Source organism: Formosa bonchosmolovskayae, assembly GCF_051016085.1.
Classification (GTDB): Bacteria; Bacteroidota; Bacteroidia; order Flavobacteriales; family Flavobacteriaceae; genus Formosa.
Genome location: NZ_CP174605.1, coordinates 3,300,547 through 3,323,331 on the forward strand (window position 1 = coordinate 3,300,547; position 22,785 = coordinate 3,323,331).

At 33.4% G+C, this 22,785-nt stretch carries 25 protein-coding genes and 1 pseudogene; 6 read left to right on the plus strand and 20 right to left on the minus strand.

Annotation, left to right across the window (positions count from 1 at the left end; genetic code table 11):
- Positions 1-25: 25 nt before the first annotated feature.
- The gene (locus ACKC83_RS14090; protein ID WP_434036002.1) at positions 26-604 is read right to left on the minus strand and encodes a TetR/AcrR family transcriptional regulator; all 579 of its coding nucleotides are present in this window, start codon (positions 602-604) and stop codon (positions 26-28) included.
- 156 nt (positions 605-760) lie between these two features.
- Between ACKC83_RS14090 and ACKC83_RS14095 the strand changes: the two genes are divergently transcribed.
- Positions 761-1,765 (plus strand): sugar kinase, encoded by a 1,005-nt coding sequence (locus ACKC83_RS14095; protein ID WP_414034478.1) that lies wholly within the window; start codon positions 761-763, stop codon positions 1,763-1,765.
- A gap of 767 nt (positions 1,766-2,532) precedes the next feature.
- Here ACKC83_RS14095 and ACKC83_RS14100 read toward each other — a convergent pair.
- From ACKC83_RS14100 to ACKC83_RS14110, 3 genes are read right to left on the minus strand one after another with little or no spacing between them, the layout of a single operon-like run.
- Positions 2,533-3,333 carry an ImmA/IrrE family metallo-endopeptidase gene (locus ACKC83_RS14100; RefSeq protein ID WP_434036003.1) on the minus strand — a complete coding sequence of 267 codons (801 nt, stop codon included), beginning with the start codon at positions 3,331-3,333 and terminating at the stop codon, positions 2,533-2,535.
- Positions 3,314-3,625: a hypothetical protein gene (locus tag ACKC83_RS14105; protein ID WP_434036004.1), complete on the minus strand. Its 312-nt coding sequence runs from the start codon at positions 3,623-3,625 to the stop codon at positions 3,314-3,316. Before ACKC83_RS14105 ends, ACKC83_RS14100 begins: the two co-directional genes overlap by 20 nt.
- Entirely contained in the window at positions 3,606-4,280 is a 675-nt protein-coding gene (locus ACKC83_RS14110; RefSeq protein WP_434036005.1) for a hypothetical protein, read from the minus strand. The genes ACKC83_RS14105 and ACKC83_RS14110 overlap by 20 nt, the downstream gene beginning before the upstream one ends.
- A gap of 131 nt (positions 4,281-4,411) precedes the next feature.
- Here ACKC83_RS14110 and ACKC83_RS14115 point away from each other — a divergent pair, with 131 nt between their 5' ends.
- Both ACKC83_RS14115 and ACKC83_RS14120 read left to right on the plus strand, forming a co-directional pair.
- On the plus strand, positions 4,412-4,540 hold the full coding sequence (locus ACKC83_RS14115) for a hypothetical protein (RefSeq protein WP_434036006.1): 129 nt from the start codon (positions 4,412-4,414) through the stop codon (positions 4,538-4,540).
- Between the two features lie 90 nt (positions 4,541-4,630).
- Positions 4,631-5,557: a hypothetical protein gene (locus ACKC83_RS14120; RefSeq protein ID WP_434036007.1), complete on the plus strand. Its 927-nt coding sequence runs from the start codon at positions 4,631-4,633 to the stop codon at positions 5,555-5,557.
- Positions 5,558-5,599: 42 nt separating this feature from the next.
- Here ACKC83_RS14120 and ACKC83_RS14125 read toward each other — a convergent pair whose 3' ends face one another.
- From ACKC83_RS14125 to ACKC83_RS14145, 5 genes and pseudogenes are all read right to left on the minus strand, one after another.
- On the minus strand, positions 5,600-6,250 hold the full coding sequence (locus ACKC83_RS14125; RefSeq protein WP_434036008.1) for a dual OB domain-containing protein: 651 nt from the start codon (positions 6,248-6,250) through the stop codon (positions 5,600-5,602).
- Positions 6,251-6,252: 2 nt separating this feature from the next.
- A complete protein-coding gene (locus ACKC83_RS14130; RefSeq protein WP_434036009.1) occupies positions 6,253-6,732 on the minus strand; it encodes a DUF488 family protein, N3 subclade in 480 nt (159 codons plus the stop codon).
- A 6-nt stretch (positions 6,733-6,738) separates the two neighbouring features.
- Complete coding sequence (locus ACKC83_RS14135; protein ID WP_434036010.1) at positions 6,739-7,281, minus strand: DUF488 domain-containing protein; 543 nt, start codon at positions 7,279-7,281, stop codon at positions 6,739-6,741.
- Between the two features lie 1,056 nt (positions 7,282-8,337).
- Positions 8,338-8,787, minus strand: a complete 450-nt coding sequence (gene lexA / locus ACKC83_RS14140) for a transcriptional repressor LexA (RefSeq protein ID WP_434037787.1) — start codon at positions 8,785-8,787, stop codon at positions 8,338-8,340.
- Positions 8,761-8,937 (minus strand): annotated as a pseudogene (locus ACKC83_RS14145) (helix-turn-helix transcriptional regulator); the annotation flags it as partial. The pseudogene ACKC83_RS14145 and the gene lexA, both read right to left, overlap by 27 nt.
- Positions 8,938-9,097: 160 nt before the next feature.
- Here ACKC83_RS14145 and ACKC83_RS14150 point away from each other — a divergent pair.
- A complete protein-coding gene (locus ACKC83_RS14150) occupies positions 9,098-10,357 on the plus strand; it encodes a putative DNA modification/repair radical SAM protein (protein WP_434036011.1) in 1,260 nt (419 codons plus the stop codon).
- Positions 10,358-10,369: 12 nt separating this feature from the next.
- Complete coding sequence (locus tag ACKC83_RS14155; RefSeq protein WP_434036012.1) at positions 10,370-11,134, plus strand: TIGR03915 family putative DNA repair protein; 765 nt, start codon at positions 10,370-10,372, stop codon at positions 11,132-11,134.
- Between the two features lie 312 nt (positions 11,135-11,446).
- Here the strand turns inward: ACKC83_RS14155 and ACKC83_RS14160 are convergent, their stop codons facing one another.
- The 6 genes from ACKC83_RS14160 to ACKC83_RS14185 all read right to left on the minus strand — a co-directional run bounded on the left by ACKC83_RS14160 (position 11,447) and on the right by ACKC83_RS14185 (position 18,007).
- Positions 11,447-12,043 carry a DUF6642 family protein gene (locus ACKC83_RS14160; RefSeq protein WP_434036013.1) on the minus strand — a complete coding sequence of 199 codons (597 nt, stop codon included), beginning with the start codon at positions 12,041-12,043 and terminating at the stop codon, positions 11,447-11,449.
- A 51-nt stretch (positions 12,044-12,094) separates the two neighbouring features.
- Positions 12,095-12,673 (minus strand): dual specificity protein phosphatase family protein, encoded by a 579-nt coding sequence (locus ACKC83_RS14165; protein ID WP_434036014.1) that lies wholly within the window; start codon positions 12,671-12,673, stop codon positions 12,095-12,097.
- Between the two features lie 684 nt (positions 12,674-13,357).
- On the minus strand, positions 13,358-13,786 hold the full coding sequence (locus ACKC83_RS14170; protein ID WP_414034488.1) for an organic hydroperoxide resistance protein: 429 nt from the start codon (positions 13,784-13,786) through the stop codon (positions 13,358-13,360).
- Between the two features lie 175 nt (positions 13,787-13,961).
- The gene (locus ACKC83_RS14175) at positions 13,962-15,008 is read right to left on the minus strand and encodes a flavin monoamine oxidase family protein (protein ID WP_434036015.1); all 1,047 of its coding nucleotides are present in this window, start codon (positions 15,006-15,008) and stop codon (positions 13,962-13,964) included.
- 94 nt (positions 15,009-15,102) lie between these two features.
- Entirely contained in the window at positions 15,103-15,330 is a 228-nt protein-coding gene (locus tag ACKC83_RS14180; protein ID WP_434036016.1) for a hypothetical protein, read from the minus strand.
- Positions 15,331-15,712: 382 nt separating this feature from the next.
- Entirely contained in the window at positions 15,713-18,007 is a 2,295-nt protein-coding gene (locus tag ACKC83_RS14185) for a glycoside hydrolase family 95 protein (protein ID WP_434036017.1), read from the minus strand.
- Between the two features lie 396 nt (positions 18,008-18,403).
- On the opposite strand from ACKC83_RS14185, the gene ACKC83_RS14190 reads away from it, so the two are divergent.
- Positions 18,404-18,847: a TlpA family protein disulfide reductase gene (locus ACKC83_RS14190; RefSeq protein WP_434036018.1), complete on the plus strand. Its 444-nt coding sequence runs from the start codon at positions 18,404-18,406 to the stop codon at positions 18,845-18,847.
- Positions 18,848-18,926: 79 nt separating this feature from the next.
- Here the strand turns inward: ACKC83_RS14190 and ACKC83_RS14195 are convergent, their stop codons facing one another.
- The 5 genes from ACKC83_RS14195 to ACKC83_RS14215 all read right to left on the minus strand — a co-directional run bounded on the left by ACKC83_RS14195 (position 18,927) and on the right by ACKC83_RS14215 (position 22,759).
- Positions 18,927-19,541, minus strand: a complete 615-nt coding sequence (locus ACKC83_RS14195; protein WP_434036019.1) for a sulfotransferase family protein — start codon at positions 19,539-19,541, stop codon at positions 18,927-18,929.
- A gap of 144 nt (positions 19,542-19,685) precedes the next feature.
- Positions 19,686-20,222 (minus strand): GNAT family N-acetyltransferase, encoded by a 537-nt coding sequence (locus ACKC83_RS14200; protein WP_434036020.1) that lies wholly within the window; start codon positions 20,220-20,222, stop codon positions 19,686-19,688.
- 136 nt (positions 20,223-20,358) lie between these two features.
- A complete protein-coding gene (locus tag ACKC83_RS14205) occupies positions 20,359-21,147 on the minus strand; it encodes a DUF3050 domain-containing protein (protein WP_434036021.1) in 789 nt (262 codons plus the stop codon).
- Between the two features lie 270 nt (positions 21,148-21,417).
- The gene (locus ACKC83_RS14210; protein ID WP_434036022.1) at positions 21,418-22,098 is read right to left on the minus strand and encodes a Lipl32 family lipoprotein; all 681 of its coding nucleotides are present in this window, start codon (positions 22,096-22,098) and stop codon (positions 21,418-21,420) included.
- A gap of 43 nt (positions 22,099-22,141) precedes the next feature.
- Complete coding sequence (locus ACKC83_RS14215; protein ID WP_434036023.1) at positions 22,142-22,759, minus strand: SIMPL domain-containing protein; 618 nt, start codon at positions 22,757-22,759, stop codon at positions 22,142-22,144.
- Positions 22,760-22,785 lie beyond the last annotated feature (26 nt).

The window sequence follows — 22,785 nt, forward strand, 5'->3', positions numbered from 1 at the left end:
TGTAAATTTGTGATGTTATAATTATTTATTTTTTTATACTTGCCCAAGCCGCTTGGTAGGCATCGTCTAAATGTTTTTTAGTTATTTTAAAATCGCCCCGTTTGTGTGCATTTAATATAAAGGCTAACGGATAAATACTGTACGCATACAGTAAATGATGCGAGAATGGCTTAATAATGTCCGCTTTAATACCACGATCCCAAAGGTCGAGTAGGGGCTGTAGGTTAGCCACACCTTCTTGTCTGCTAGCTTCATCTATCATAGGTGTGTTTTCACACTGCGATAAGAAAAACCCTTTTTCAATATCGTTTAATTTGTATGTTGCCATACGTCTCCAAACCACTTCAAATCCAGATTCTACAGACAATTCTGTCTTATATGTGGCAAAAGCGAATTGCATATATTCAGATTTTACTTCTTTATATACCTGGTTGATTAAGTCTTGTTTATTTTCAAAATACAAGTAAATCGTAGCAGGCGACACGCTCGCCATTTTAGCAATTTTAGCCATAGGAGCAGCATGGAACCCCTGATTGTTCACCAACGAAATGGTGGCTTCTACGAGGGCAGCACGTTTAATTTCACTCTTTTTTAAAACTGGCATATATTCTAATTTAGAGTACAAAGGTATAAAAAAAGAATAAACATTCATTTTTTAGGTGCTTATTTAAGATGAGTTTAACGTAATTCTCTGTAGTAACCTTTTTAATATTTAAACAATACTATATATTTATAGATAAAAACATAACAAACCACACACATGAATAAAATAGTAACCTTCGGCGAAGTCTTAATGCGCCTATCTCCATTAGGAAATAAGAAAATGAAACAGACCAATTTATTAGAATATTACTTTGGTGGTACAGAGATAAATGTGGGGATTTCTTTAGCGAACTTCGGAAATAAGGTGAAGCATATATCTTGTATTTCAGACGATTTTATAGGGGAAACTGCTATAGGATATTTAAGACAATACAATGTAGATACCCGCGATATTTATAGAACTCACCGCCCAATGGGGATGTATTTTCTAGAAGTTGGCGCTGTTATGCGTCCGAGTACCATTGCCTATAACCGTTCTAATTCGGCTTTTTCAGGAGTGACTCCAGATATGGTAAACTGGGAAAAAGCTTTAAACAAATGCAATTGGTTTCATTGGACGGGCATTACACCCGGATTATCGCAAGGCGCGTACGATACTTTAAAAGCCGGATTAATCGCGGCGAAAGCAAAGGGGATAACCGTGTCTTCAGATCCGACATACCGCAGTGGCTTATGGAAATATGGTGTAGATGCCCAAGACGCTATCCAGGATTTAATGCAATATGTCAATATTTTTAATGGTGGTATAGACGAAATTAACGGGATTCTAGGAACCAATTATGGTTACGATAACGAAGATTTTATTACAGCCAGTAAAGAGCTTATAGAAAAGTATCCAAATATTGAAAAGGTATTCGATAAGATTAGAATCTCGATAAACGCATCATGGCAGAAAATTAAAGGCCGTATGTGGAATGGAATAGAATTTAAAGAAACAGACGCCATAGAAATTACGCATATTGTAGACCGTATTGGAACTGGCGATGCATTTGCTGCAGGATTAATTTACGGACTTTTAAACTTCGACGATTATAAAGCTATGGAATTTGCGAGTGCAGCCTGTGCATTAAAACATACATTTCCTGGCGATATCAATTATGCCACAGTAAAAGATGTAGAACATTTACTATCTGGAAATACTGGCGGACGTGTTAATCGCTAAAACAAAAAGGGTACGAGCGTACTCTTAATTTTCTATTTTACATAATATAAATTATAGAACACATTATAACAATTAACGTAATAGCGCATTTCAGCGCTATTTGACATCATCGCAGATATAACAACACCTAAGTGTTTTATATCGTTAGTGATTATGTACAAGTAAATTGTGGGTTCTTTTTCTAGAAGTTGGTTATACGATTACAACGGTGTTAGAGCGTAGTCGAGAACAAATATACTTTCCTAAACCATTCGTGCTATCTAAACGATTACAACGTGAAAGTTCTTACATGTGTATAAATCGTGTATTCGATAAAATGTACGTAATAAAAAATTTTAGACGATTCTCGTGGATTGCCACAAGAGCATAAATTTTAAGAAATCGCCTTTTTAGGAGATTCACGAACACATTTGAAGTTTCTGCAAATAATTAAATATGTGAGTAAAAATAAAATTCTATGCACTTGTTATATGTAGAACTTCAATTAATCTTTTTTTTATTGATTCATTATCTTTTGTCTTGAAACAAAAGAAACAAAAATTCAGGCTGCATAAACTTTTGGAAACAATTTACGGCTTATTCGCTATATTTTAGGAAACCTTGTAACTGGTTAACATTGTTTGAAATCCCTTGTATAATTGAAATTATTAAGAAACTGTATTACTAAACCCCTAAAATATAGACGTTCATTTCTCCTATTGTTTTAACCAAAATTCTATGAGGCCAAGTCCAACATCGAGATTCTATTTTACATAATGTTTAGTAAATTATGGAAACCACAATAATGTTATGATTTGATTATAGGCTGCTGCATGATAACATTGTTCATGCATATCTCTTTCAGATTTTCCTCCCCAAGTCTCAAACCAATCATCTGATAAAGAATCTTCTATTATATTTGATATACCATTAACGTGTTTATTTGCCAAAGCGTTTTTAGGTAATTTTTCACCACGCTTAAATTTATGTTTCATACGTGGGAAATCATCACTAATTATAAACCATTTTATTATAGAATTTTCAGAACCTATTATAAAAACTTCGTGTTGAATAACATTAATAAACCTAATTAATGTTGCGAATCTACTTGTCTCAAATTTATTTGATAAATCTTCAATTAAGTTCCAATTAAAACTTCTACCTCCACAAGCATTGTAAAATTTATCTTTCGGCATTAATATATTTGCGGCAAAATAATCAGCTTCGTTTTCATAAACATCTATTTGCGTATTTTTTAAAAATGATGGATGTGGCTTTAGTTTCCCTGTTCTTATATCTGCATGATGTTCATCTATTAAGTAATGGCCTAATTCATGCGCTAATGAAAATCTTCCCCTACCCGACTTTTTATAATTCCCTCTAGCGATATTTAGATGAATATGGTGTTTACCTGAATCTATTAAAAACATCCCATCGAATGCGTTTTCATAATCATCATAATGCACTATTATTCCTTCATCTTCAACAATTGAGTCAAGATTAATAGCATAACTAGTTGAATATTCTAAATGTAAATAATTAGTTAGTAATTCAATTCTCTTAACAACTTCAGGTCGTCTTATCACCATGATTTTTCTTCATCTTGTCAATTATGTGTTTTGGTAATTCACCATAATTTCTTGCTGCCATTTTCCAATTATTATCAACGTGGTAATCAAAAGATTCTTTTTCTTCTTCTTCACATTGTTTTATTAATTTTAAAGGATCAATTTCTTTACCTGATAACTCATGATTAAAATCATTATACAATTTATCAAATAATTTTTCTTCAGCTTGATTTCTTGGGAATGAAAAACCTAAACTACTTATCCAAGTATCAACATTTGATTCTGTTATATGTCTACTTTTTTTGCTTGCCATATATTTTTAAATAATCATTGATTGTATCTGTTATTTCTTTTAAATATGCATTGATTGTATTTTGACCAAGTCCTAACATATTTCTTAACTCCTGTAATAATTTTCTTGGTAATTTATAACCGTCAATTTTATGAAATTTATATGTCAAATAAATTACTTGATGTTTCCACGAATGCCTATCTAAAGCCATTTGAATAACTTCTCTTTCTATTTCTAGTTGTTTTCTTGATATAGGATTACTTTCGTAATCTTCTGAAATTTCAGGGAATTCTGTAATAATTTCTTCGTCCCCAGTATAAGGAGAAACACCAATACCATTTTTTTTGCAGTATAATTTTGTGCATTCACGCTGTGCTATACCAAATAAATAATACTTTAAGCCAATATCACAGTCTTTGTGTCTCTCACTATCAAATTTACTAGAATACTTATATAATCTTTTAAAGGTGTTTTCAGCAATAATAATAGCATCTGTACTGCTTAAACCTTTTTTTTTAGCTATTATTTCACATTTTTTGGTTAAAACTTCACGAAATCTATTACAAATAATAACAAAAGACTGTTGTGCAGCTTCTTTGTAGTCAGGGTCAGTTCTCCAATTCAAATATTGAATTAAGTCCTTAGTTGTTTCTTTTATATATGATTCTGATATCAAATTTAATACATGCCTTCATATACGTACCTAAAACCATAGGTTAGCTTTTAAAGTACTGTTTTTGAAGGGCTTGTTAAAAAGCATAAATATAATAATATGATTGAAATAATTTCAGAAAGGAGGTGTAAAATATGGCAAAAGATTCAGAAGGTAGAAAATACAATAGAATTCCTGGTTATACTAAAAAAGTAGATGGTAAAACAATAAAAGTTAAGCCTCACGTAAGAAGTAACAGAAGTGATAGTAAAGGTAAATTATAGTAACCTTAAAATCATATCTAAATCTGTCTATAGATTAATTTCTATAGATGGATTTAAAATAATTTTTATAAATTTCAAACAACACAACAAATGGTAAAATTAGAAACATTTAATGAACATTTTGGTATTAAAAGTAATACCACAGAACATCTAAACATTTTGATTGAAAATGATTTAGAAGCATTTATTGATCCATATCATATCGCAAATAATATGAGCAGTATGATAGCAAAAAGGTTATACTTAAGAAGTAAATCATTTTTAGAAACACTAAATAGAACCTATATTATTCCTAATGATAGAAATAATGGTTTAAAATTCTTGTCTTATTTGGGAGAAGCTAATGAATATCATTTAGGATATTCACACAATAATAAAGGCAAAGGTATTGGTTCTACAAAAGCAGAAATTGTATTTGACTCTTTAAGAGCAAATAAATTAGTCAAAGCTGGTGTGACAATAACAAATGAAGCACACAATGTATTGTTATTAGTTAAAGGTATTGGACAAGATAATATGTCAGATACATTAGCAAACGTATGTAGAGATATATTGGCTGAATTTACATTGAAACAATGTATAAAATATAATATTCAGGTTACGGAAACAAAAATTGAATATTATGACCACTTAACTAAAAAATGGAGTACTAAAAAAGTAAAACTTCCTTATTATAAAGGCAAGCATATAATTTTAGTGCCTCAATTTTTAACTAGTGGACAAAGAATATATACTAATCATTATAATTGGTTTGTTTCTAGTAATTATATCTCTAAAGATATTTTGGATGGAAAGATAAAAACTAACAACGATAGTTTTATTAATGAGTTAAAAGATGGCACTAAGAAAGCGATAATTAAGAATATTAATAGACATTTTAGAAAGCCAAAACATGAATTAATTAAATATGTGAAAAGCTATAGTGGTTCGCTTATTGATTTTCAAGATCATGTAAAATCTCATTATCCATCAATAGATGTAGATAAATTAATACAATTATATGGTAAGGCGTCATAGGTAGGAAACTCTTTAAGAAAAGGGTTTCCTCCTTTTCTTAAATTAATACCAGCCTGATAGTTGTAAGTAGCAACCATGAGGTACTGCATAATCATCTAACTTGTCTTTCGGAGGCCACCATTTAGCTAAAGAGACTCTGATTAAAGTTCCTTTTGGAATAGTTTCTATAGGTTTTTCCATGCCTACCCATTTCAGACTTTTGCTAATAGTAATAAGACCCATTAATTTATACTTGTAAAAATATCTACTATCGCTTAATGTTATATCAATATCACTTATCCAAAATCCAACACTTTGTACTGGCATTTCTTTAATCGTTTCTGGTAAATAACCGCTACCATTTCCTAGCCATTCAAGTTTGCTTTCAAATGTATTTGTAATATTTCCTTCCCAGATAGTAACACCAGATTTTTTTATAAAATCTGCAATATCAGAAACTTCAGAAACCTTTTTATTAATTTTAATAAAAACATCTTCTAAATGTGGTTCAACAGCATTTGGAGAGTCATTAAAATCAATATCCCAAATATCTCCAATATTAAGTGGTGTATCTGCAAACTGATACCAACCTGATGGATTCCTTGCTCCTCCTCTGTTTAAAAGTCTAATAAATCTATTTTCTTTTACTACTAAACCTCCTACGCAAACATGGTTCTTACCGAATTTTGTTTTTGATGTAATTAAAACTTCCAAGATTATATATTTTTGAAGTTAAAATTATATTCATTGGATAACTTTTCAGCAACTATAGACCTATGACATGCTTTATGTGATTCTTCAACACAAAAAAGTACAATGTTTTTTGCATTGAAATTTTCTAGTTCATCTAAAAACTCATTGAAATTAAATTGGCTTACAATCTGATTATTATATTCTTTTATGAAAACTTGGCCTAAAGTCTTCCTGTCTCTTTTAAGTTCCGTATTATTCAAATCTGCTTGCTTTTGTAACTCTCTAATTTCTTTTGTTGGAGCTAAATCTAAATAATGAATATAATTAATTTCTAAATCTTGCAATTTGCTTTGAAGTCTTTTACTATTAACGAAAGAGTATTTTGAACCTCTAACACCACGTCTTTGTCGGATATCACAAAATGTATCAATATTATTATTTAGTAGTTTATCGAAGAATTCTTTTTCTGTAGAATTATAAACACCAATTGTATAAAAGTTCATAAATAATTAGATGTAGGTTTTTCTTGAAGTTAAGCCTTCTTCTCCAAATAAATTATCAAGACCTTTACCTTTAGTTAGTTCATCTATTACTGTTTTTTGTTCTTTTATTTTATTAGATACAATATGATTAATTGAAATGTTATGCTTAAGTAATTCTTGTCCAATTAACTTACTTCTATGACATTCACTAGGATTTGATTCACTGCACATAAGAGCAATTTTCATGTTAGCTTCACTTGCTTCTACTAAAACTTTAATAGCTTCTTGAAAAAAAGCTTTTTTTGTTATTTTAGAATAATCAACTTTACCATTTGTATAACATGTTGGGTCTTTTGGTAATCCGCCTAATTGTTCACCTGCAAATATGTATGTAATCAAATGTAATTTTAAATCTTCTTCTAAAAGAGGCCTATTAAATTGATGGTTATATTTTGACATTGGAGATGATCTTACATCAAATAAATATTCAATATCATGCTTCTTTAATTCATCAATAAATGAATCAATTTTTTTATTTCCATGTCCAATTGAATAAATTATACTCGCCATAATTCAAAGTTAAGCTTTATTATTTTTATATCAAAACCCATTCCACACACTTTACGCTTCCCTCCTACGTCGTCGCATAAAAAGTGTTCCATTAACATCGTGGAAGAAACTTTTGAGAACAAATTTTTTCAAAAAGCTGTAGTAACAACTTTCGCTTTTAACCAAAGCTCAAGTTACATAACGCAGAACATTATAGAACATATTATAACAATTAACTGAATTGCGCATTTCAGCGCTATTTGACATCATCGCGGATATAACACCTGAGTGTTTTATAGGTTAGTGATTATGTACAAGTAAATTGTGGGTTCTTTCTTGAAGTTGGTTATACGATTACAACGTGATAGTTCTTACTTGCATATAAATCGCGTATTTGGTAAAATGTGTAGGGAAATTTGTTTTAAGCGATTCTCGTGAAATATAACTTATTAGTTATTAAATAATCCAATACTATGTAAAATGATAATGAAAGAAACTATTGTTAAAGGTATTGCTCCAAGTATTACGAACCTATATATTCTTAATCTATTATTTGACCATTTTATTAATGATATATTTTTTTTAAATATGTAATCTATAGATTCTTTTAAAACAATTTGTGATTTCTTTTCTTTAGCTAAAAGTGATATCTCAAAAATATTTTTTTTAATAATTCTTCTTCAGATATCATCTCTACATTAGTCATATATGACATGAAACTCTTTAGTCGAAAATATTTATCTTCAATAACTAATGATAATATTTTTTCTTTATAAGCATATATTATTAAAAGAATAACACTTACAAATATCCATATTGTCAATATAATGTAACAAACTTTAAAATAATTAATTTCTATTAATTTATAAAATGTATCTGAAGGATTCAAGCTATTCTTTAAAATGAAAAATAATATTGCAAAATTAATACCTAGTAGCCAAACGTTAATTGTGTTACTCCTTTTTGTAAGTTCCAAATAACTGAAAATACCTTTAAATGTATTTGTATTCATTCTTAACTATTTTTTATAGAAGTTTTTTTATTCTTATTTATTAATTCTATTTTATTAAAAACTGATTAAACTTTAATCACATGCGCCACAACACCCTGAACTTTAAAATCGGTGGTTAAAATAATGGGCTGATGTTTCAAATTCGTGGAATGTGGTTTTAACACCACCGTGCTTCCGTTATGTCTAAATTCTTTAACCGTGGCTTCGTCGTCTATTAGGGCGAGAACCAAATCTCTAGTTTCGGCAGTCTGTTGGCGTTTAATGAGTAGTAAGTCGCCACTATCAATGCCTTTCGTATTCATAGAATCTCCTGTTGCTCTTAATAGAAAGTAATCAGATGGGGTTTTAACCAATTGTGTTGCTATGGGGATTTGAGCTTCTATATGCTCTTCTGCAAATACAGGCAATCCGCAGGCTACCGCTCCGATTAAAGGAATGTTTACGGTATCACTTTCAACCGTGTTGGGAAATACTGCTTTGTTTACATCTAATAAATCTCTGGCCTCAACGTGCAGAATATTGGCAATCTCGTACAATAATTCTAAGCTGGGTTGCCTCCTATTTTGCACATAAGCATTCACCATATTATAACTCTTATTTAGCTTTTCGGCCAACCAGGTTTGCTTGATGCCTTTATCTTCTAATACCTCCTTAATACGATTCATAATCAATGGGTTGATTTCCAGATACAAATATACATAATTACATAATAATATATCATATTACGAGATACTTATTGTTACTATAATGCGATTATTTTAATAGGCAACACCTTTTTTATAAGATTAAGTTGTAGCTTTGCGCCTTAAACTTAAACACTTAAGTATGTCTTTTGAACGTGTACAAGAAAAGTTAAATATCCTTGCAGATGCTGCCAAATACGATGTATCTTGCTCCTCTAGTGGTAGCAACAGAACCAATACCAATAAGGGCTTAGGTAATGCTTCTAATTCGGGGATTTGCCATACGTATACGGAAGATGGTCGTTGTGTGTCCTTGTTAAAAATACTACTTACCAACCATTGTATATTCGATTGTGCCTATTGTGTCACCCGAAAAAGCAACGATATTAAACGCGCGGCTTTTCAGGTTCAAGAGGTTGTGGATTTAACCATAAACTTTTATAGACGAAATTATATTGAAGGCCTTTTTCTGAGTTCAGGGATTTTTAAAAGTGCTAATTATACCATGGAACGTTTAGTGTCTGTGGCCAAAAAATTGCGATTAGAAGAAAACTTTAATGGCTATATTCATTTAAAATCTATTCCCGGAGCCAGTGACGAACTTATGCGGGAAGCGGGTTTGTATGCCGACCGCCTGAGTGTGAATATTGAAATTCCGACAGAACAGGGGTTAAAACTTCTAGCGCCAGATAAAAATAGAGCGGATTTTATTAAACCTATGGAAAAGGTTAAAAATGAAATCATTCAATATAAAAGCGAAAAGAAACTGATTAAAAGTACGCCTAAATACGCGCCTGCTGGGCAAAGTACGCAAATGATTGTGGGTGCAAGTGGCGAAAATGACATGCAAATCATGTACACCTCCAATTACTTTTATAAAAACTTTAATTTAAAACGGGTGTACTATTCCGGTTATGTGCCTATTAGTTACGATACGCGTCTTCCGCAAATTGGCACACCTGTGCCCATGTTACGCGAAAACAGACTGTATCAGACCGATTGGTTGTTGCGCTTTTATGGGTTTAATATTGAAGAAATTCTTAATGAACAGCATCAGCATTTAGATTTAGATATCGATCCGAAACTGGGTTGGGCATTACGCAATTTACACGAATTTCCGGTAGATGTGAATAAAGCCGATAAACGCATGTTGGCAAGAATTCCGGGATTGGGAATGAAATCGGTATTTAAAATATTACATGCCAGACGTTACAGACAGCTTAATTGGGACCATTTAAAAGCCATTGGCGTGTCCTTAAATCGTGCGCAATATTTCCTGATTTGTGCTTCCAATAAATTTGAAACGCGGGATTTAACTGCTGAAAAAATTAAAGGTTTAATCTTACAAAACACCAAGAGTAAATACACCAGCATGCTTAGCAACCAATTAAATCTTTTTTGATAGTCGCATAGTATGGAAACCACTCTAATATACGATAGCTCGTTCGATGGCTTCTTAACAGCGGTATTTACCGCGTTCGAGATGAAATTAAAAACAGTGACTATAGTGACTGCAACACGATTTCAGCACCCTTTATTTGGTAGTTCTGAAACAGTGATTACCGACCAAGAAAAAGCAAATCGGGTGTGGCATGGTTTAAAAAAGAAAATGAGTACGAACGAGTTGCGTCGCTTTTATTATGCCTTTTTAAGTGAAAAACTCACGGTGGAAGACACTTTATTTCAAGCTATGGTATATGTGTTTGCATCTCCTACCAACGTGGCATCAGATTTTACAAACGCGCATATTTTAGAAGTCTCCAAACTCACCAAAAACGTCGGACGAGAAAAACATAGAATGGAAGCGTTTGTGAGATTTAAACTGACCAAAGATGGGATTTATTTTGCCAATATAGAACCCGATTTTAACGTATTACCACTCATTAAAAATCATTTTAAAAAGCGTTATGCCGACCAACAATGGCTGATTTACGATTTAAAACGGAAGTACGGTATTTATTACAACTTAGAACAAGTAGATATAATTACGTTGGAGTTTGATGCGGATTTCGATCCGTCTAAAACTTCGTCGGATCTATTCGCCGACATCGAATTGGAATTTCAGCAATTGTGGAACGACTATTTTAAAAGCACCAACATTGCATCTCGTAAAAACATGAAACTACACATCCAACATGTACCGAAGCGCTATTGGAAATATTTAAGTGAGAAGCAGTAGCGTTATATATTTCAATTGTTTTTCGTAAATATGTAAATTTTGTACTTGACAAACTTCGTTTGCTAGTTTCTCTCGAATCTTATTATGCTTTCTCACTAATGCTGGAACACAAGGAAAATAAATTATGATTTAATCGGTCTTCGAGGAGCTTGTACTGAACACAGTCGAAGTAGAGTCGAGAAGCTTGTATTGTCTTAAAAAACTAAGAAGCACTAAAGTGGAAACATCTATAATTTTAAAAACAATAAAGTAATGCATCATCGGAATTATCGTTCTCGACTCCGCTCGAACACCCTGGAACAAGACATGGGATTAATAATACAATCTAAAATCCAATAATTTACAGAGTGCATAATGTTTTTGGTGCAATTCTTCCACCACATCAAACATATTATCGTCTTCATTAAATAAATTAAAAAACGCTTGATCCAGGTTTAAGCTATCTATGCCATTATAAGCATTACCATAGCCAGAAACTCCTTTGGCACCTGTAATATCTATAAAGTATTGCGCTTCTTCTTCGTCTAAATCTAGAATTTTCGCATTTGAAAAATGTAAAATTTTGCCTTGTAAACGGCCTTCAAAAAGTTCGGCTATTTCCTGGAAACTGTAGTAATAGTCATTCAATCGAATGTTATTGGCTTCACCTTCCATAACCAAATAAATGATTTCATAATCGGTAAAATGATGATCGTCTAATACCAAACTATTTAAGCTCTCCTCTAGCCCTTCAATAGTATCGCATGTTTTATAGATACTGGCTATACCAAATTTCTGAACTAAATGTTCCAAGCTTTCTCGCGCTTTAGTACCGGTGTCGGTATCAATATCATCCACGCCTTCTAAGCAGTAAATAAAATACTCTGAATCTATTAATTGGTGATGTGGATTTGACTGTTTTTCTAACAAGTTTTATGAATTTATGCGAGATATATGGTCTGCAAAATTAAAACAACAGTTTTAATCTTTAACACTTTTAGCTAACTTTTCTTTTAACAAGTCAATATCTAATGACTCTAACAAAGGAATTAAATTAGGATACATCTTCTTGTGATAACCAAAGCGTTTATCGGTAAACTCGGCAATAGCTTTGTCTTTACTCCAATTCTCGAAGACCATTCGAGATGCTGCTACTATGGCTCCTGTGCGATCGGAACCGTGCCAACAATGGATAAGTACTGGTTTCTGCGCCTGTTGTAAGGTTTGTAAGACGGTAAAAATATCATTGTCATCTAACGTCCCTGCTTTTAGAGGTATATTATATAAATCTAAATCAAGGGCCTTAAGCTTATTTTCATCGGTGTGTTTTCGTCTTAGGTTTATAACGGATTTAATACCCAAAGCTTGCACCTCTTTCATTCCTTTTTTAGAGGGTTGTTCTGAGCGGTATAAATCAGCATTTAGCTGATATAAATTATGAAAATCACAGGTTTCGATGTTCTTAAAAGCTAACTCTTGTGCCTGTAATTGTGGTGCACTTAAAGTCAGATATAGAAATGAAAAAAGGTGTAATAATGGACTTTTTAAGGAAATTTGCATGGGAGTAATTTGTGTAGCTTATGCAAAGATAAAAAAAAGCAAGGCAAGATAGTGGCATGCAGTAGGTGCTTAATGAAGAACTTCGTTCGCTAGCTTTGTCAGCACCTTACCATTACTTCTCGACTCCGCTCGAAGACCATTTTAATCATATTTTGCTTTACAGGGTGTTCGAGCGAAGTCGAGAACTTAGACTGCTCTTTAGTATTTCTAAAGGGTTTATGTTTTTCAGAATAAATCTACACTCTAAAATATATAATCTTCTTCTCGTCAAACTTCGTTTGCTAGCTTCGTCAGCATCTTACTATTCTTCCTTGCTAATGCTCGAAGACCGTTTCAATCATATTTTGTTTTACAGGATGTTCGAGCGGCCTCGAGAACTTATATTGCTCTTTAGTATTTCTAACTGGTTTATGTTTTTCAGAATAAGTCTACACTCTAAAATATATAGTCTGCTTCTCGTCAAACTTCGTTCGCTAGCTTCGTCAGAATCTTACTATTCTATCTTGCTAATGCTCGAAGACCGTTTGAATCATATTTTGTTTTACAGGGTGTTCGAGCGGCGTCGAGAACTAAGAATTACATTCATGTAAAACCTCTAACTACATAATTTTATCTATATACGATTTACTATAAAAAAAGCCCACCGCAATGGTGGGCTTTGATATTTTGAAGGAAAACAGATTTTTATTCGTCTAATAATAAGTTTAACGTCACCGTAATATTATCACGAGTAGCTTTACTAAACGGACACATTTCGTGAGCTTTTTCTATTAAATCTTCTCCAGTTTTTAAATCTACACCTGGAATGTAAGAATCTAATGTTGCTTCTAATAAAAAGCCACTTTTACCTTTACAGAATCCGATGATGGCTGTAACGCTTAATTCGTCTTCATCAATTTCAATGCCTTCACTTTTTGCAACGGCTTGAATGGCCCCACCAAAACAAGCTGCGTAAGCGGCACCAAATAATTGCTCTGGATTTGCTCCAGAACCGCCATCGCCTCCCATAGACTCAGGTACTGATAAGTTAAAATCTATCGGACTATCTTCTGATACGACGTGCCCTTTTCTTCCTCCTGTTGCAACCGAAGTTGCTTCATATAATGTTTTCATTGTTTACGTTTTTAAAATTTCCAAATTTAAATATAAGACCATATCCCATGCTAATAAAGAGATTTGTCTTAAAATTCTATTAAATTACATAAATCTCTACCTCTCAAATGGTATAACTATAAAAAAAGCAACACTCATATTGGATATTGGCAATACAGGTATTAAACCCAAAACTCTACTTTGCATTTAAAAGCGCAACGGCTTGAAGACCACTGTGAATAGCACCATCCATATATCCACCACTTATTGTTGCTGTTTCTGTACCGGAAAACACTAATTTCCCGTGCATATATAACTTTTGAAATACTGGATTTCCGTACGACGGACTCATATACACAGAATTTAAGTGATCGTTAGACGTATTGGGATCGGCCGCCCAGTCTTTTTCTTCGTAATGAATATAGCCCCTAATTTCTGGACCTAGGTACTTTTCTAGGTATTTTAAAATGCGCTCTTGTCTATCGGATACCGTTAAGTCTCGTAGTCCTTCGTTAACAAAGCCCATAAGACGGAATTCGTTTTCTGAAGCATTACTATGATCGTACAATTCGGTGACCTCACTAATCTGACTAATTACTGTTCCCGACAGTCCTTGTTCTCGCCAAAAGGGACGCTTAAACGTTAGTCCCACCTTAATCGCATTACTCATCCATGTATGAGTTTTACCTAAAACTTGAGTGAGTGATTCGGGTAATTCAGGATCGAAAACGATATTTTTAACCAACTTAGGTGGTATGGTGACAATTAATTTGTCACAAGTATAGGCTGTCTTTTCGGTTTGTATATGAATTTTGTCTTCATTTTCGGTAATCTTTGTCACTCGCGTATTCAAGGTGATTTTATCTTGAGCCCCAGAGGCCAATGCCTGTATTAAAGCTTCGGAACCATTTGCTATACGCTGTGCCGCAGGACTATTTTGGTCGCTTTCAAAATAATGTGCCGGTGCCATGGAATTGTAAACTAAAATACTTTTACCAGCGCTAAACTGAGAAAATGACTTTAGTTTTAATTGTTCTAAAACGGTTAACATATACGTATGATGATTCTGAAACCATGTTGCGCCCAAATCAATACCTTCTTTAGTATAAATCCGACCTCCAATATGTGCTCTACTTTCCAGAATTTTAAAATCCTGTACGCCACGAGCTTGTAACTGATTTGCACTGGTTAAACCAGATAAGCCAGCACCAATTATTATGTATTTTGAATGTAATGTAGACATGAAAAAATTTAAATTAATTAAAACAAAATGGTATTTAAAACTAAGGGAACGTTTCTCCTACCAAGGTAATTACGAGTAGGTTTTCTAAACCGTATTAAATATAAAGATCTAAGGTTGCATTAATGGGATGCAGACTGACAGTATCGTCTGTTTCTTTTTCAGAAGATTCAGACGCTTGTTCGGTTTTTATAAGTGTAGTTAGATGGCTAATCTTATCGGTTAAGGCATCGATATCTTTCTGTAAACGCGAACTATTCGTATTGATTTTAGATCCCTGAAGGAGGAGTAGTAAGATTATAACAATAGACAAAAAATATTCCATAAGGTCTTAAATTAAGGCGCTGTTAAAAAGCATACTTGCAATGTAGTATTTTTTTAGAGTTCTTACTTAATGTAACATGGGAAGACTAAACGGATAGCTGTTGAACCCAAGTCTTGTCTGCCTATATGGTTTCAATATCATGTATGATTGAATCGCATTTAATGGACTTGTTTATAATATTTTTTTTAGCTAATCTATATTGGTATCTAACTTCTCGTAAAGGTGTTATCAACGAGGTTTTAATAGCTGATTGTAAATTGTTTAAACAAAAAAAAGTTACATGATTCTGAATACTATTTTCGGTAAGAAAATACTATAAATGAATCATGTAACTATCTATAATAGCACAAAACCAGAGTTGGTTTTTAAAAGATGCTAGAATCTATTTGCTTTGTAATTTTAGCTTTGTATTTAGCGTATAAGACGTTCCTGCTTTGGTGTTAGATTCCCAAGTTTTACCGTTGTAAGTCACCTTACAAGGCAACCCAAACTCCGAATGAATAACCACTTGTGTCAGTTTATTATTCTCCCAAGTCATATCAATTTCGAATCCGCCACGAGCACGAATACCTTTTACAAAACCGTCAGGCCAAGCCGAAGGCAATGCAGGAAGTAATTGAATTTGATCGGCATGACTCTGCATGAGCATTTCTCCGTATCCTGCCGTTGCACCTAAGTTACCATCGATTTGAAATGGCGGGTGAGAATCCAATAAATTAGAATAAACCCCTCCTCCACTTTTTCCATAAATGGTTTTGGTTTCATCTACTAAATTTATAAGGCTACGCAATAGTTTATAAGCGCGATCTCCATCGGCTAATCGTGCCCAAAAGTTAATTTTCCATGCACGACTCCAACCTGTACTTTCGTCGCCCCTAGCATTTAGAGAGACACGAGCGGCTTCTGCCAGTTCTGGCGTTTGAGCCACGCTAATCTGACGCCCTGGATACAATGCAAATAAATGAGATACATGACGGTGATGATCTTCCGGATCGTCCTTATCTATTTCCCATTCTTTTAACTGTCCCCAACGTCCGATGGCCGGTTTTAAAAGATCATCTCTCATCTTCATTAATTTCTTTTTGTACGCCTCATCATGTCCTAATTCATTTGCTGCTTCGATGGTATTGGTAAATAAATCGTAAATTATTTCTTGATCGTAGGTAACCCCTTCTTCAGGTTCGTATTTATATTGTTCTGGCGACCATCCGTCTGGAGTGACTAGTGTGCCATCGGGACGACGAATTAAATGATCTTCCCAAAACTGACAAACTTCTTTAAGTACTGGATAAGCCGTTTCGCGTAGATACGCTTTATCTCGGCCAAACGCGTAATGCTCCCATAGGTGTTGTGCGTACCAAGCACTACCAGGTAAATTCCACTTCCAAAATGAAATACCTGTTGGATTATTCATAGTTTGAATGGTCCATCCGCGAACATCGCCATATTCTTTTTGGGTATTTAATGCACTCACTTCTCGTAAGCTTGTCACATAATCTATAAAAGGCACATGACACTCGGCTAAGTTTGACGTTTCTGCTGGCCAATAATTCATTTCTAAATTAATATTAGAATGATAATCTCCAGCCCAAGCAGGTCGGTTACTATTGTTCCAAACGCCTTGTAAGTTTGCAGGTAAGGAATTAGGACGTGAACAACTAATTAAAAGATACCGTCCAAATTGGTAGAATAAAGCCTCTAGTTCTGGATCTGTAGATTTTGCTGTGGTATAATCTCGAAGTCGGTGTAATGTACTCTTTGCTCTAAGATTGTCTGCGGTTTTTCCTAAATTTAAATCGACACGACCAAAAAGATTTTGATAATCTGCCAAGTGTTCGGTAAATAAGGTGTTTACACCTTTAGTAATCGCTTCATCTACATTTTTAGTGACTTTTGCATGAGGATGTTCTCCTAGCCATTCCGATTTAAAATCTTGTTTAAAGTTTGTGCCAGCACTTAGTATTAAAGTTACTGCATCGCACTTTATTAAACGCAACCCTAAAGTAGGCATAAGCGTTCGCCCAGCAAATTCTGGTTTAGAGCTTTTTATTTCTCCACCAGTGGTTAGCACCTGTAATTGCGCTTCATATTCGTATCCGTTTTTCATGTCTCCAACCGAATAAAAGCGATTTTTATTTATCGTAATATCTGCTCCATGCATATCTGTTAGCCAAACATCTCCATTAAAAGCTTTCGGTTTATCTGCTGTTAATTCTACTACAATCACATTTGAAGGATGATTAGCAAAAGCACGCTGTACGTAATGTATTCCTTCGTAATCGTATTCTACACGGTGAACAGCCTTGCTGATATCAAGTTCGCGTTTGTAGTTGGTGACTTTAGAAAAATCGTGACCTAAACGAATAAACACATCACCAAAAGCTTGATGCGCTCCCATGTTTTCTTCAGTTACATCTTCTCTTGCCATACGATCGCCACTCCACAGACTAATCTCATTAAATTGAATACGTTCTATATCCGTACCACCAAATAGCATAGCGCCCATCGGACCGTTACCAATAGGTAGTGCTTCTGTCATCCAAATCTCAGCAGGTTGCTCGTACCAAAGGGAGAGCGGATTATAATCGGGGCTTGTTTGCGCATAGGCACAGTTAATGGTCGTGACACACAGGACGGTGAACAGCCAAAATAATTTTAAAGTAAAAATGTTCTTCATTGTATTTAATTATGGTTAGTAAAAAGGGGTTAAATGCTAAGCTAAAATGATTTTATTATGAGACAGAATACAGCTAGCCGAGCGTTTAAGGTCTTGAAGATAGCAATTTTATACGTGGTAGATAAAATTAATTTCCTAGAGTTAATAAGGCCTAAGGAGGTGTTTCGACTAGGAATTGAGAATTGCATATTCTTAACGTAATATAATTAATAGAAAATACTCTAATGAATACGTTGATTAATAAACAATTAACTGTAAATGGTTTTATTTAATCTGCTTGTTATCAGTTAAATATAAAATTCATCGAATTGGTAGTCTATGTATTTAGAAGAATCTTGTGCTTAGTGCGCTTATAAATTCGTTAATTTTACAATGACTTTTAATACTAATAAAAATATGAATATCCCAATACAATCGATTCCAGTAAAAGACTTAGACGGCGTTGCAGTAGAGCTTTTAGAGAGGTACAAAAATAAAATCTTGTTACTTATTATCTACAATAATGATTGTTTGGGATGTACAGGTCGGGCGCTTCCGCTAGCATACGAATTGCAACAGACGTACCCTACGATTCAGGTTGTAGGGATTCATGCCGACTTTAGCAACAGAGTTGGTACAAAAGAGAACATTAAAGGTGTGTTTACCAATGGAGAGATTCCGTTTCCAATTTATATAGACCATGATCATAAAGTCTACGATCAGTTTAAGTCGGAAGGTACACCACAATGGTTTCTAATATCTGAAACGGGGGAATTGTTTCGCTCTATTTTTGGCTCGCAAGCGAATGCAAAGAATCGTTTATTTTATGCTTTGGAAAGTCTTGTAGGTGGCGATATTTAACTTAAAGATTGCTTAGGTTTATTGTATTAAAAACCTACTATTGAATAATTATATACACTTCTATTGTATCTGTATATGATTATAAATATCTTTTAATTTTACGGATTAATCTTCTATAAAGCTTTTTATCTGAGGCGACATTTTTTTTAGGAAAAGGAACATTAGGAATTGGCACATTTAGAAAAGGGCAAAGGGTTTCCCAACCATCGCCGTTAATGACATCAAAGACTAAAAAATTGTCTGTTCTTCCTTTAAAATAGGCATTGGCCTCTTGGTAGTGTTTTTTAAATTGAGTCTCCCAAGCTTCCCTATCAATATCCAACCAAACAATATCGGCTTGCGGATCTTTCCGTTTTTTAATCTGATTGTTTTTGACATGTTTTTCGCGACTATCTAACCAACCTTTTAAATCTCTTGTGTTTAATATAAATTTGCTCCCTGGATACTGCTCGTTAAATGCTTTAAATATCTCTATAGTATATTGCTCCTGATCCCAATCGGAAAACGCATCATAAGCCTCTAAACCCTTCAAAATATCATGTCCTGATAGGTAGTTATTTAGAATAATTTCCTTGATATCGTTACCATGATCATCTTTGTAATGGACGCTTTTTAACCCTAGAATATTAAAAGCTTCATGCAAGGACGATGTTCCCGTTTTATTTAAACCAATACAAAATACTTTATTACTCATTTTTTATACGTTCTAGCAAATAACACAGTTTGCTTTAATTATACTATATATTCAAATATAATATATATTCAATCTGTAACATCCGTTTTCATTATTTAAAAAGGCTTGCTTCTAGGGGTTCGTTTTAACTAATAACAAAAGATTTTATTGTTTATAATCTTGTTTTAACCATTGCGCTTTAGTGATTTCGTAAGTTCTGTCGGTGCAATTATCCCGTTCATTAAAGAATTCTTTTACGGGTGTCATAAACGTGTTTAATATTTTAACCGATCCTAAATTTGCTATATTAACATCTGCAGTCACTTTGTTTACATGCATGTGCTCAAAATAATATCTCAGCATGCCTTTAGTGGTTTCTTTACCATAACCATGTCCCCAATAGTCTACTCTAAACCGATACCCTAATTCTTTTTCGTTATCCTTATTTATAAGGAATAAAGCCAATCCAATGAGCTCCTTTTGCCCTTTTATAAAGATACCGCAAGCGCATTGCCTATCCCTTAAATCACTTCGTTTTAAATGTAGGTTTTTGGTAAATCTTTCGGTTACTTGATTTTCGGTAAAAGCGTTTTGAGGAATAAGCTCCAAGATTCTTGGGTCTGTTAAGAGTTCAGAAAAACAGTGCTTATCCCTATTCTCTAGACGCTTTATTACTAATCTTTCGGTTTCAAATATCTTCATGATTGCCATGGGCTTGATGGTACCTATAAATCTGGAATAAACATTTATTAAGCTGAAAAAATGTAACACTTTATAAATATTATGCCCTAACAACTACAACATAAAACTGAATCTGAGATGTTTACTATTAGTCCTTTTAAGCAGGATTACATGCCAGATTGTTTTGCGCGATGACATCAGAAATTGCATTCCAAAGTTCTATTCGTTTTTGTAACGCTTGTTTGGCTACATCTAAAGTTTCCTCCCATTTTTGGTCATCTTCCTGGCATAATTCTGAAATCATTTTAAGAGATAACGGACCGTGTTCATCGCCATCCAATTCGATATGGCGTTCCAGGTAGTAATTTAATTTGTTATAGCGTTTATTTTCAGAATCTGATTTTTTTAGAATTTCGATAAACATATCAGGAATTACATCTTCTCGTCCGAATGTAAATGCCGAAGCTACAAGGTGAGGTTTATTGGTGTCGATAATGGAAAATGAAAATTTCACAAAATCGGCTACTCTGGGATCAATAGGCAATTCGTTTAGAGCATATTCAACCGAATTCCCTTCTGCTATTAATGCTATAAAATTATTAATTTCATCTGTACTTGCATGCAGTTGTTTCATGGCATCTAAGTACATTTCAAAATGACTTTTTGGTTCGCCCAATTCATTTATATCGCTTTCTTCTCCGTGAACAATTTCATTTATAAATCTGGCTAAAGTGGCATTTTTTGGTGGTGTCCACGGTGTCTGTACGCAAGTTAGATTGATTTGAAGATTCTTTAAAAGCGACATGAAATCCCATACTGCAAATACGTGATTTTCCATAAACACCTTAATATCGTCTATGCTATTAAGATTATTATACAGTTTATGGTTTTGTAATTGATTTCTTAATTCAGAAATTTCACTTTCAATGTATTCTACTTTATTCATTCTATTTTTTTCTTTTATATCGTTTCTTTAACCCTGTTGTATTAAGTATATTAATATGTTATGTATTTAGAACATGCTTTCATGTAAGACGCCTTCTACAAAACAAGGGTCTAAATTACTAAAAATTGATAGAGTGTCCGAAAAATCCTAAAAATTCAGCAGATACGCCAGCACAATTAAAGTTCTAACTATGATTTAGAAATTCTATAAAACAAAAAACACCGCTTTATATAAAGCGGTGTAAGTTAAAATACAAATGTCTAAGGTGTGTTATAATCCTTTTTTTAATTCTTCAATAGTTTTAGCCATAACAACTCCCGGTAATTTTACTGGAGCCGCCACTTCGGCTAAGAATGTTCCGTTAACTTCTCCTGTTTTGTAGGTTGTAAAACCAATACGGTATAAACCAACAGTTAATGCTTTTGTTGGGTTTCCAACTTCACTTTGGTATCTTAATAAAGAATTATAGCTACTGCCGCTTGGTTGTTTTGGCATTTCAGTACTATCGTCGTTACTCGCAAGTTTAGTCCACGTAGCACTTTTTACAGCCTCTTCAGAAATCTCTTCTTTAGTAAAAATAGTAGAACGTTCTAAGGTAATGTACGTGTCAAAATAATCGCTAGATGATGCGTTGTCTTGATAAGCCGCAGATTCTATAGCATCTTTTACTTTTGTTTTAGCTACAGGCGATAACATTCTAACGCCAAGTTCTGGTGCTACAGCAGGAATCCATAAGTATATGTAATAGAATTTCTTACCATCTACCACTTCATCTTCATTACCTGCAGCCGCGTAGCCTAAATAAGAGATAACGTCTGTGTAAGGCACTTGAATGGTTTTAGGTCCAACTTTTTTCTCTATTGAACTTCCAAACTTTTTTAATTTTTGTGCTTCTGCGTTAAAAACTGAACAGACAGCGAATACTGATAATACTAGTAATTTAAGTTTCATTTTTGTGTTTTGGTGTTATGTTAATATATAGACATTTGTAATTTTATAGTAATTCGAAAGACACCGATACACTATGGATTTGTGTAGGTAAAGTACCATAACTTTGCACATATTGTTCACTGCTATTTGTATCGTTGATGCTAACAATTTCCCCAACTTTTTTGTTTAGTTGTTTAGCCATAGCCTCTGCTTTTTCTTTTGCATTAGCGATAGCTTTTGTAGAAAGTGCTACCAATTCTTGACTTGTTAAATCTTTAGTTTCTACATCGACATTGACTACAGACATTCCAGCAGATTTTAATTTTACTATTTTTCTAACTTCAGCTTCGTCTGAGGTTTTTAAATAGTAACACGCAGTTTCCCTGTTTTGTGAATAAGACATGGCGAATTCATAATGTGTGTTCTTTTTAAATTTGTTAAAATCTATGCCTGCTTCTTCTGTCTTTTTTATGTAATTTTCTCTTACCACATCTAAAGAGGTCGCTTCAACTTCGCCTTGTCCCTCGTACACCATAACTTGTTGTAAAGCTATTAGAATGGTATAACTGTCGTCGGTCACATGTTTTTCTGTTTCTCCAATAACCGTAATTGTGTTTTTACTGTTTTGCGCCATACTTGGCACTGTAATCAATAGGAGCATTAAATAGATAATCTTTTTCATAATAATTGAGTGTATAACGTTTAATT

What these genes read in the sequence shown, in the direction of transcription:
- ACKC83_RS14130 (WP_434036009.1), bottom strand. Translation starts at nt 6,732, where the DNA reads ATGAACTTTTATACAATTGGTGTTTATAATTCTACAGAAAAAGAATTC.
- ACKC83_RS14120 (WP_434036007.1), top strand. Translation starts at nt 4,631, where the DNA reads ATGGTAAAATTAGAAACATTTAATGAACATTTTGGTATTAAAAGTAAT.
- ACKC83_RS14105 (WP_434036004.1), bottom strand. Translation starts at nt 3,625, where the DNA reads ATGGCAAGCAAAAAAAGTAGACATATAACAGAATCAAATGTTGATACT.
- ACKC83_RS14180 (WP_434036016.1), bottom strand. Translation starts at nt 15,330, where the DNA reads ATGGAATATTTTTTGTCTATTGTTATAATCTTACTACTCCTCCTTCAG.
- ACKC83_RS14165 (WP_434036014.1), bottom strand. Translation starts at nt 12,673, where the DNA reads ATGCAAATTTCCTTAAAAAGTCCATTATTACACCTTTTTTCATTTCTA.
- ACKC83_RS14170 (WP_414034488.1), bottom strand. Translation starts at nt 13,786, where the DNA reads ATGAAAACATTATATGAAGCAACTTCGGTTGCAACAGGAGGAAGAAAA.
- ACKC83_RS14090 (WP_434036002.1), bottom strand. Translation starts at nt 604, where the DNA reads ATGCCAGTTTTAAAAAAGAGTGAAATTAAACGTGCTGCCCTCGTAGAA.
- ACKC83_RS14175 (WP_434036015.1), bottom strand. Translation starts at nt 15,008, where the DNA reads ATGTCTACATTACATTCAAAATACATAATAATTGGTGCTGGCTTATCT.
- ACKC83_RS14210 (WP_434036022.1), bottom strand. Translation starts at nt 22,098, where the DNA reads ATGAAACTTAAATTACTAGTATTATCAGTATTCGCTGTCTGTTCAGTT.
- ACKC83_RS14190 (WP_434036018.1), top strand. Translation starts at nt 18,404, where the DNA reads ATGAATATCCCAATACAATCGATTCCAGTAAAAGACTTAGACGGCGTT.
- ACKC83_RS14150 (WP_434036011.1), top strand. Translation starts at nt 9,098, where the DNA reads ATGTCTTTTGAACGTGTACAAGAAAAGTTAAATATCCTTGCAGATGCT.
- ACKC83_RS14195 (WP_434036019.1), bottom strand. Translation starts at nt 19,541, where the DNA reads ATGAGTAATAAAGTATTTTGTATTGGTTTAAATAAAACGGGAACATCG.
- ACKC83_RS14115 (WP_434036006.1), top strand. Translation starts at nt 4,412, where the DNA reads ATGGCAAAAGATTCAGAAGGTAGAAAATACAATAGAATTCCTGGTTAT.
- ACKC83_RS14200 (WP_434036020.1), bottom strand. Translation starts at nt 20,222, where the DNA reads ATGAAGATATTTGAAACCGAAAGATTAGTAATAAAGCGTCTAGAGAAT.
- ACKC83_RS14100 (WP_434036003.1), bottom strand. Translation starts at nt 3,333, where the DNA reads ATGGTGATAAGACGACCTGAAGTTGTTAAGAGAATTGAATTACTAACT.
- ACKC83_RS14155 (WP_434036012.1), top strand. Translation starts at nt 10,370, where the DNA reads ATGGAAACCACTCTAATATACGATAGCTCGTTCGATGGCTTCTTAACA.
- ACKC83_RS14185 (WP_434036017.1), bottom strand. Translation starts at nt 18,007, where the DNA reads ATGAAGAACATTTTTACTTTAAAATTATTTTGGCTGTTCACCGTCCTG.
- ACKC83_RS14095 (WP_414034478.1), top strand. Translation starts at nt 761, where the DNA reads ATGAATAAAATAGTAACCTTCGGCGAAGTCTTAATGCGCCTATCTCCA.
- ACKC83_RS14215 (WP_434036023.1), bottom strand. Translation starts at nt 22,759, where the DNA reads ATGAAAAAGATTATCTATTTAATGCTCCTATTGATTACAGTGCCAAGT.
- ACKC83_RS14135 (WP_434036010.1), bottom strand. Translation starts at nt 7,281, where the DNA reads ATGGCGAGTATAATTTATTCAATTGGACATGGAAATAAAAAAATTGAT.
- ACKC83_RS14205 (WP_434036021.1), bottom strand. Translation starts at nt 21,147, where the DNA reads ATGAATAAAGTAGAATACATTGAAAGTGAAATTTCTGAATTAAGAAAT.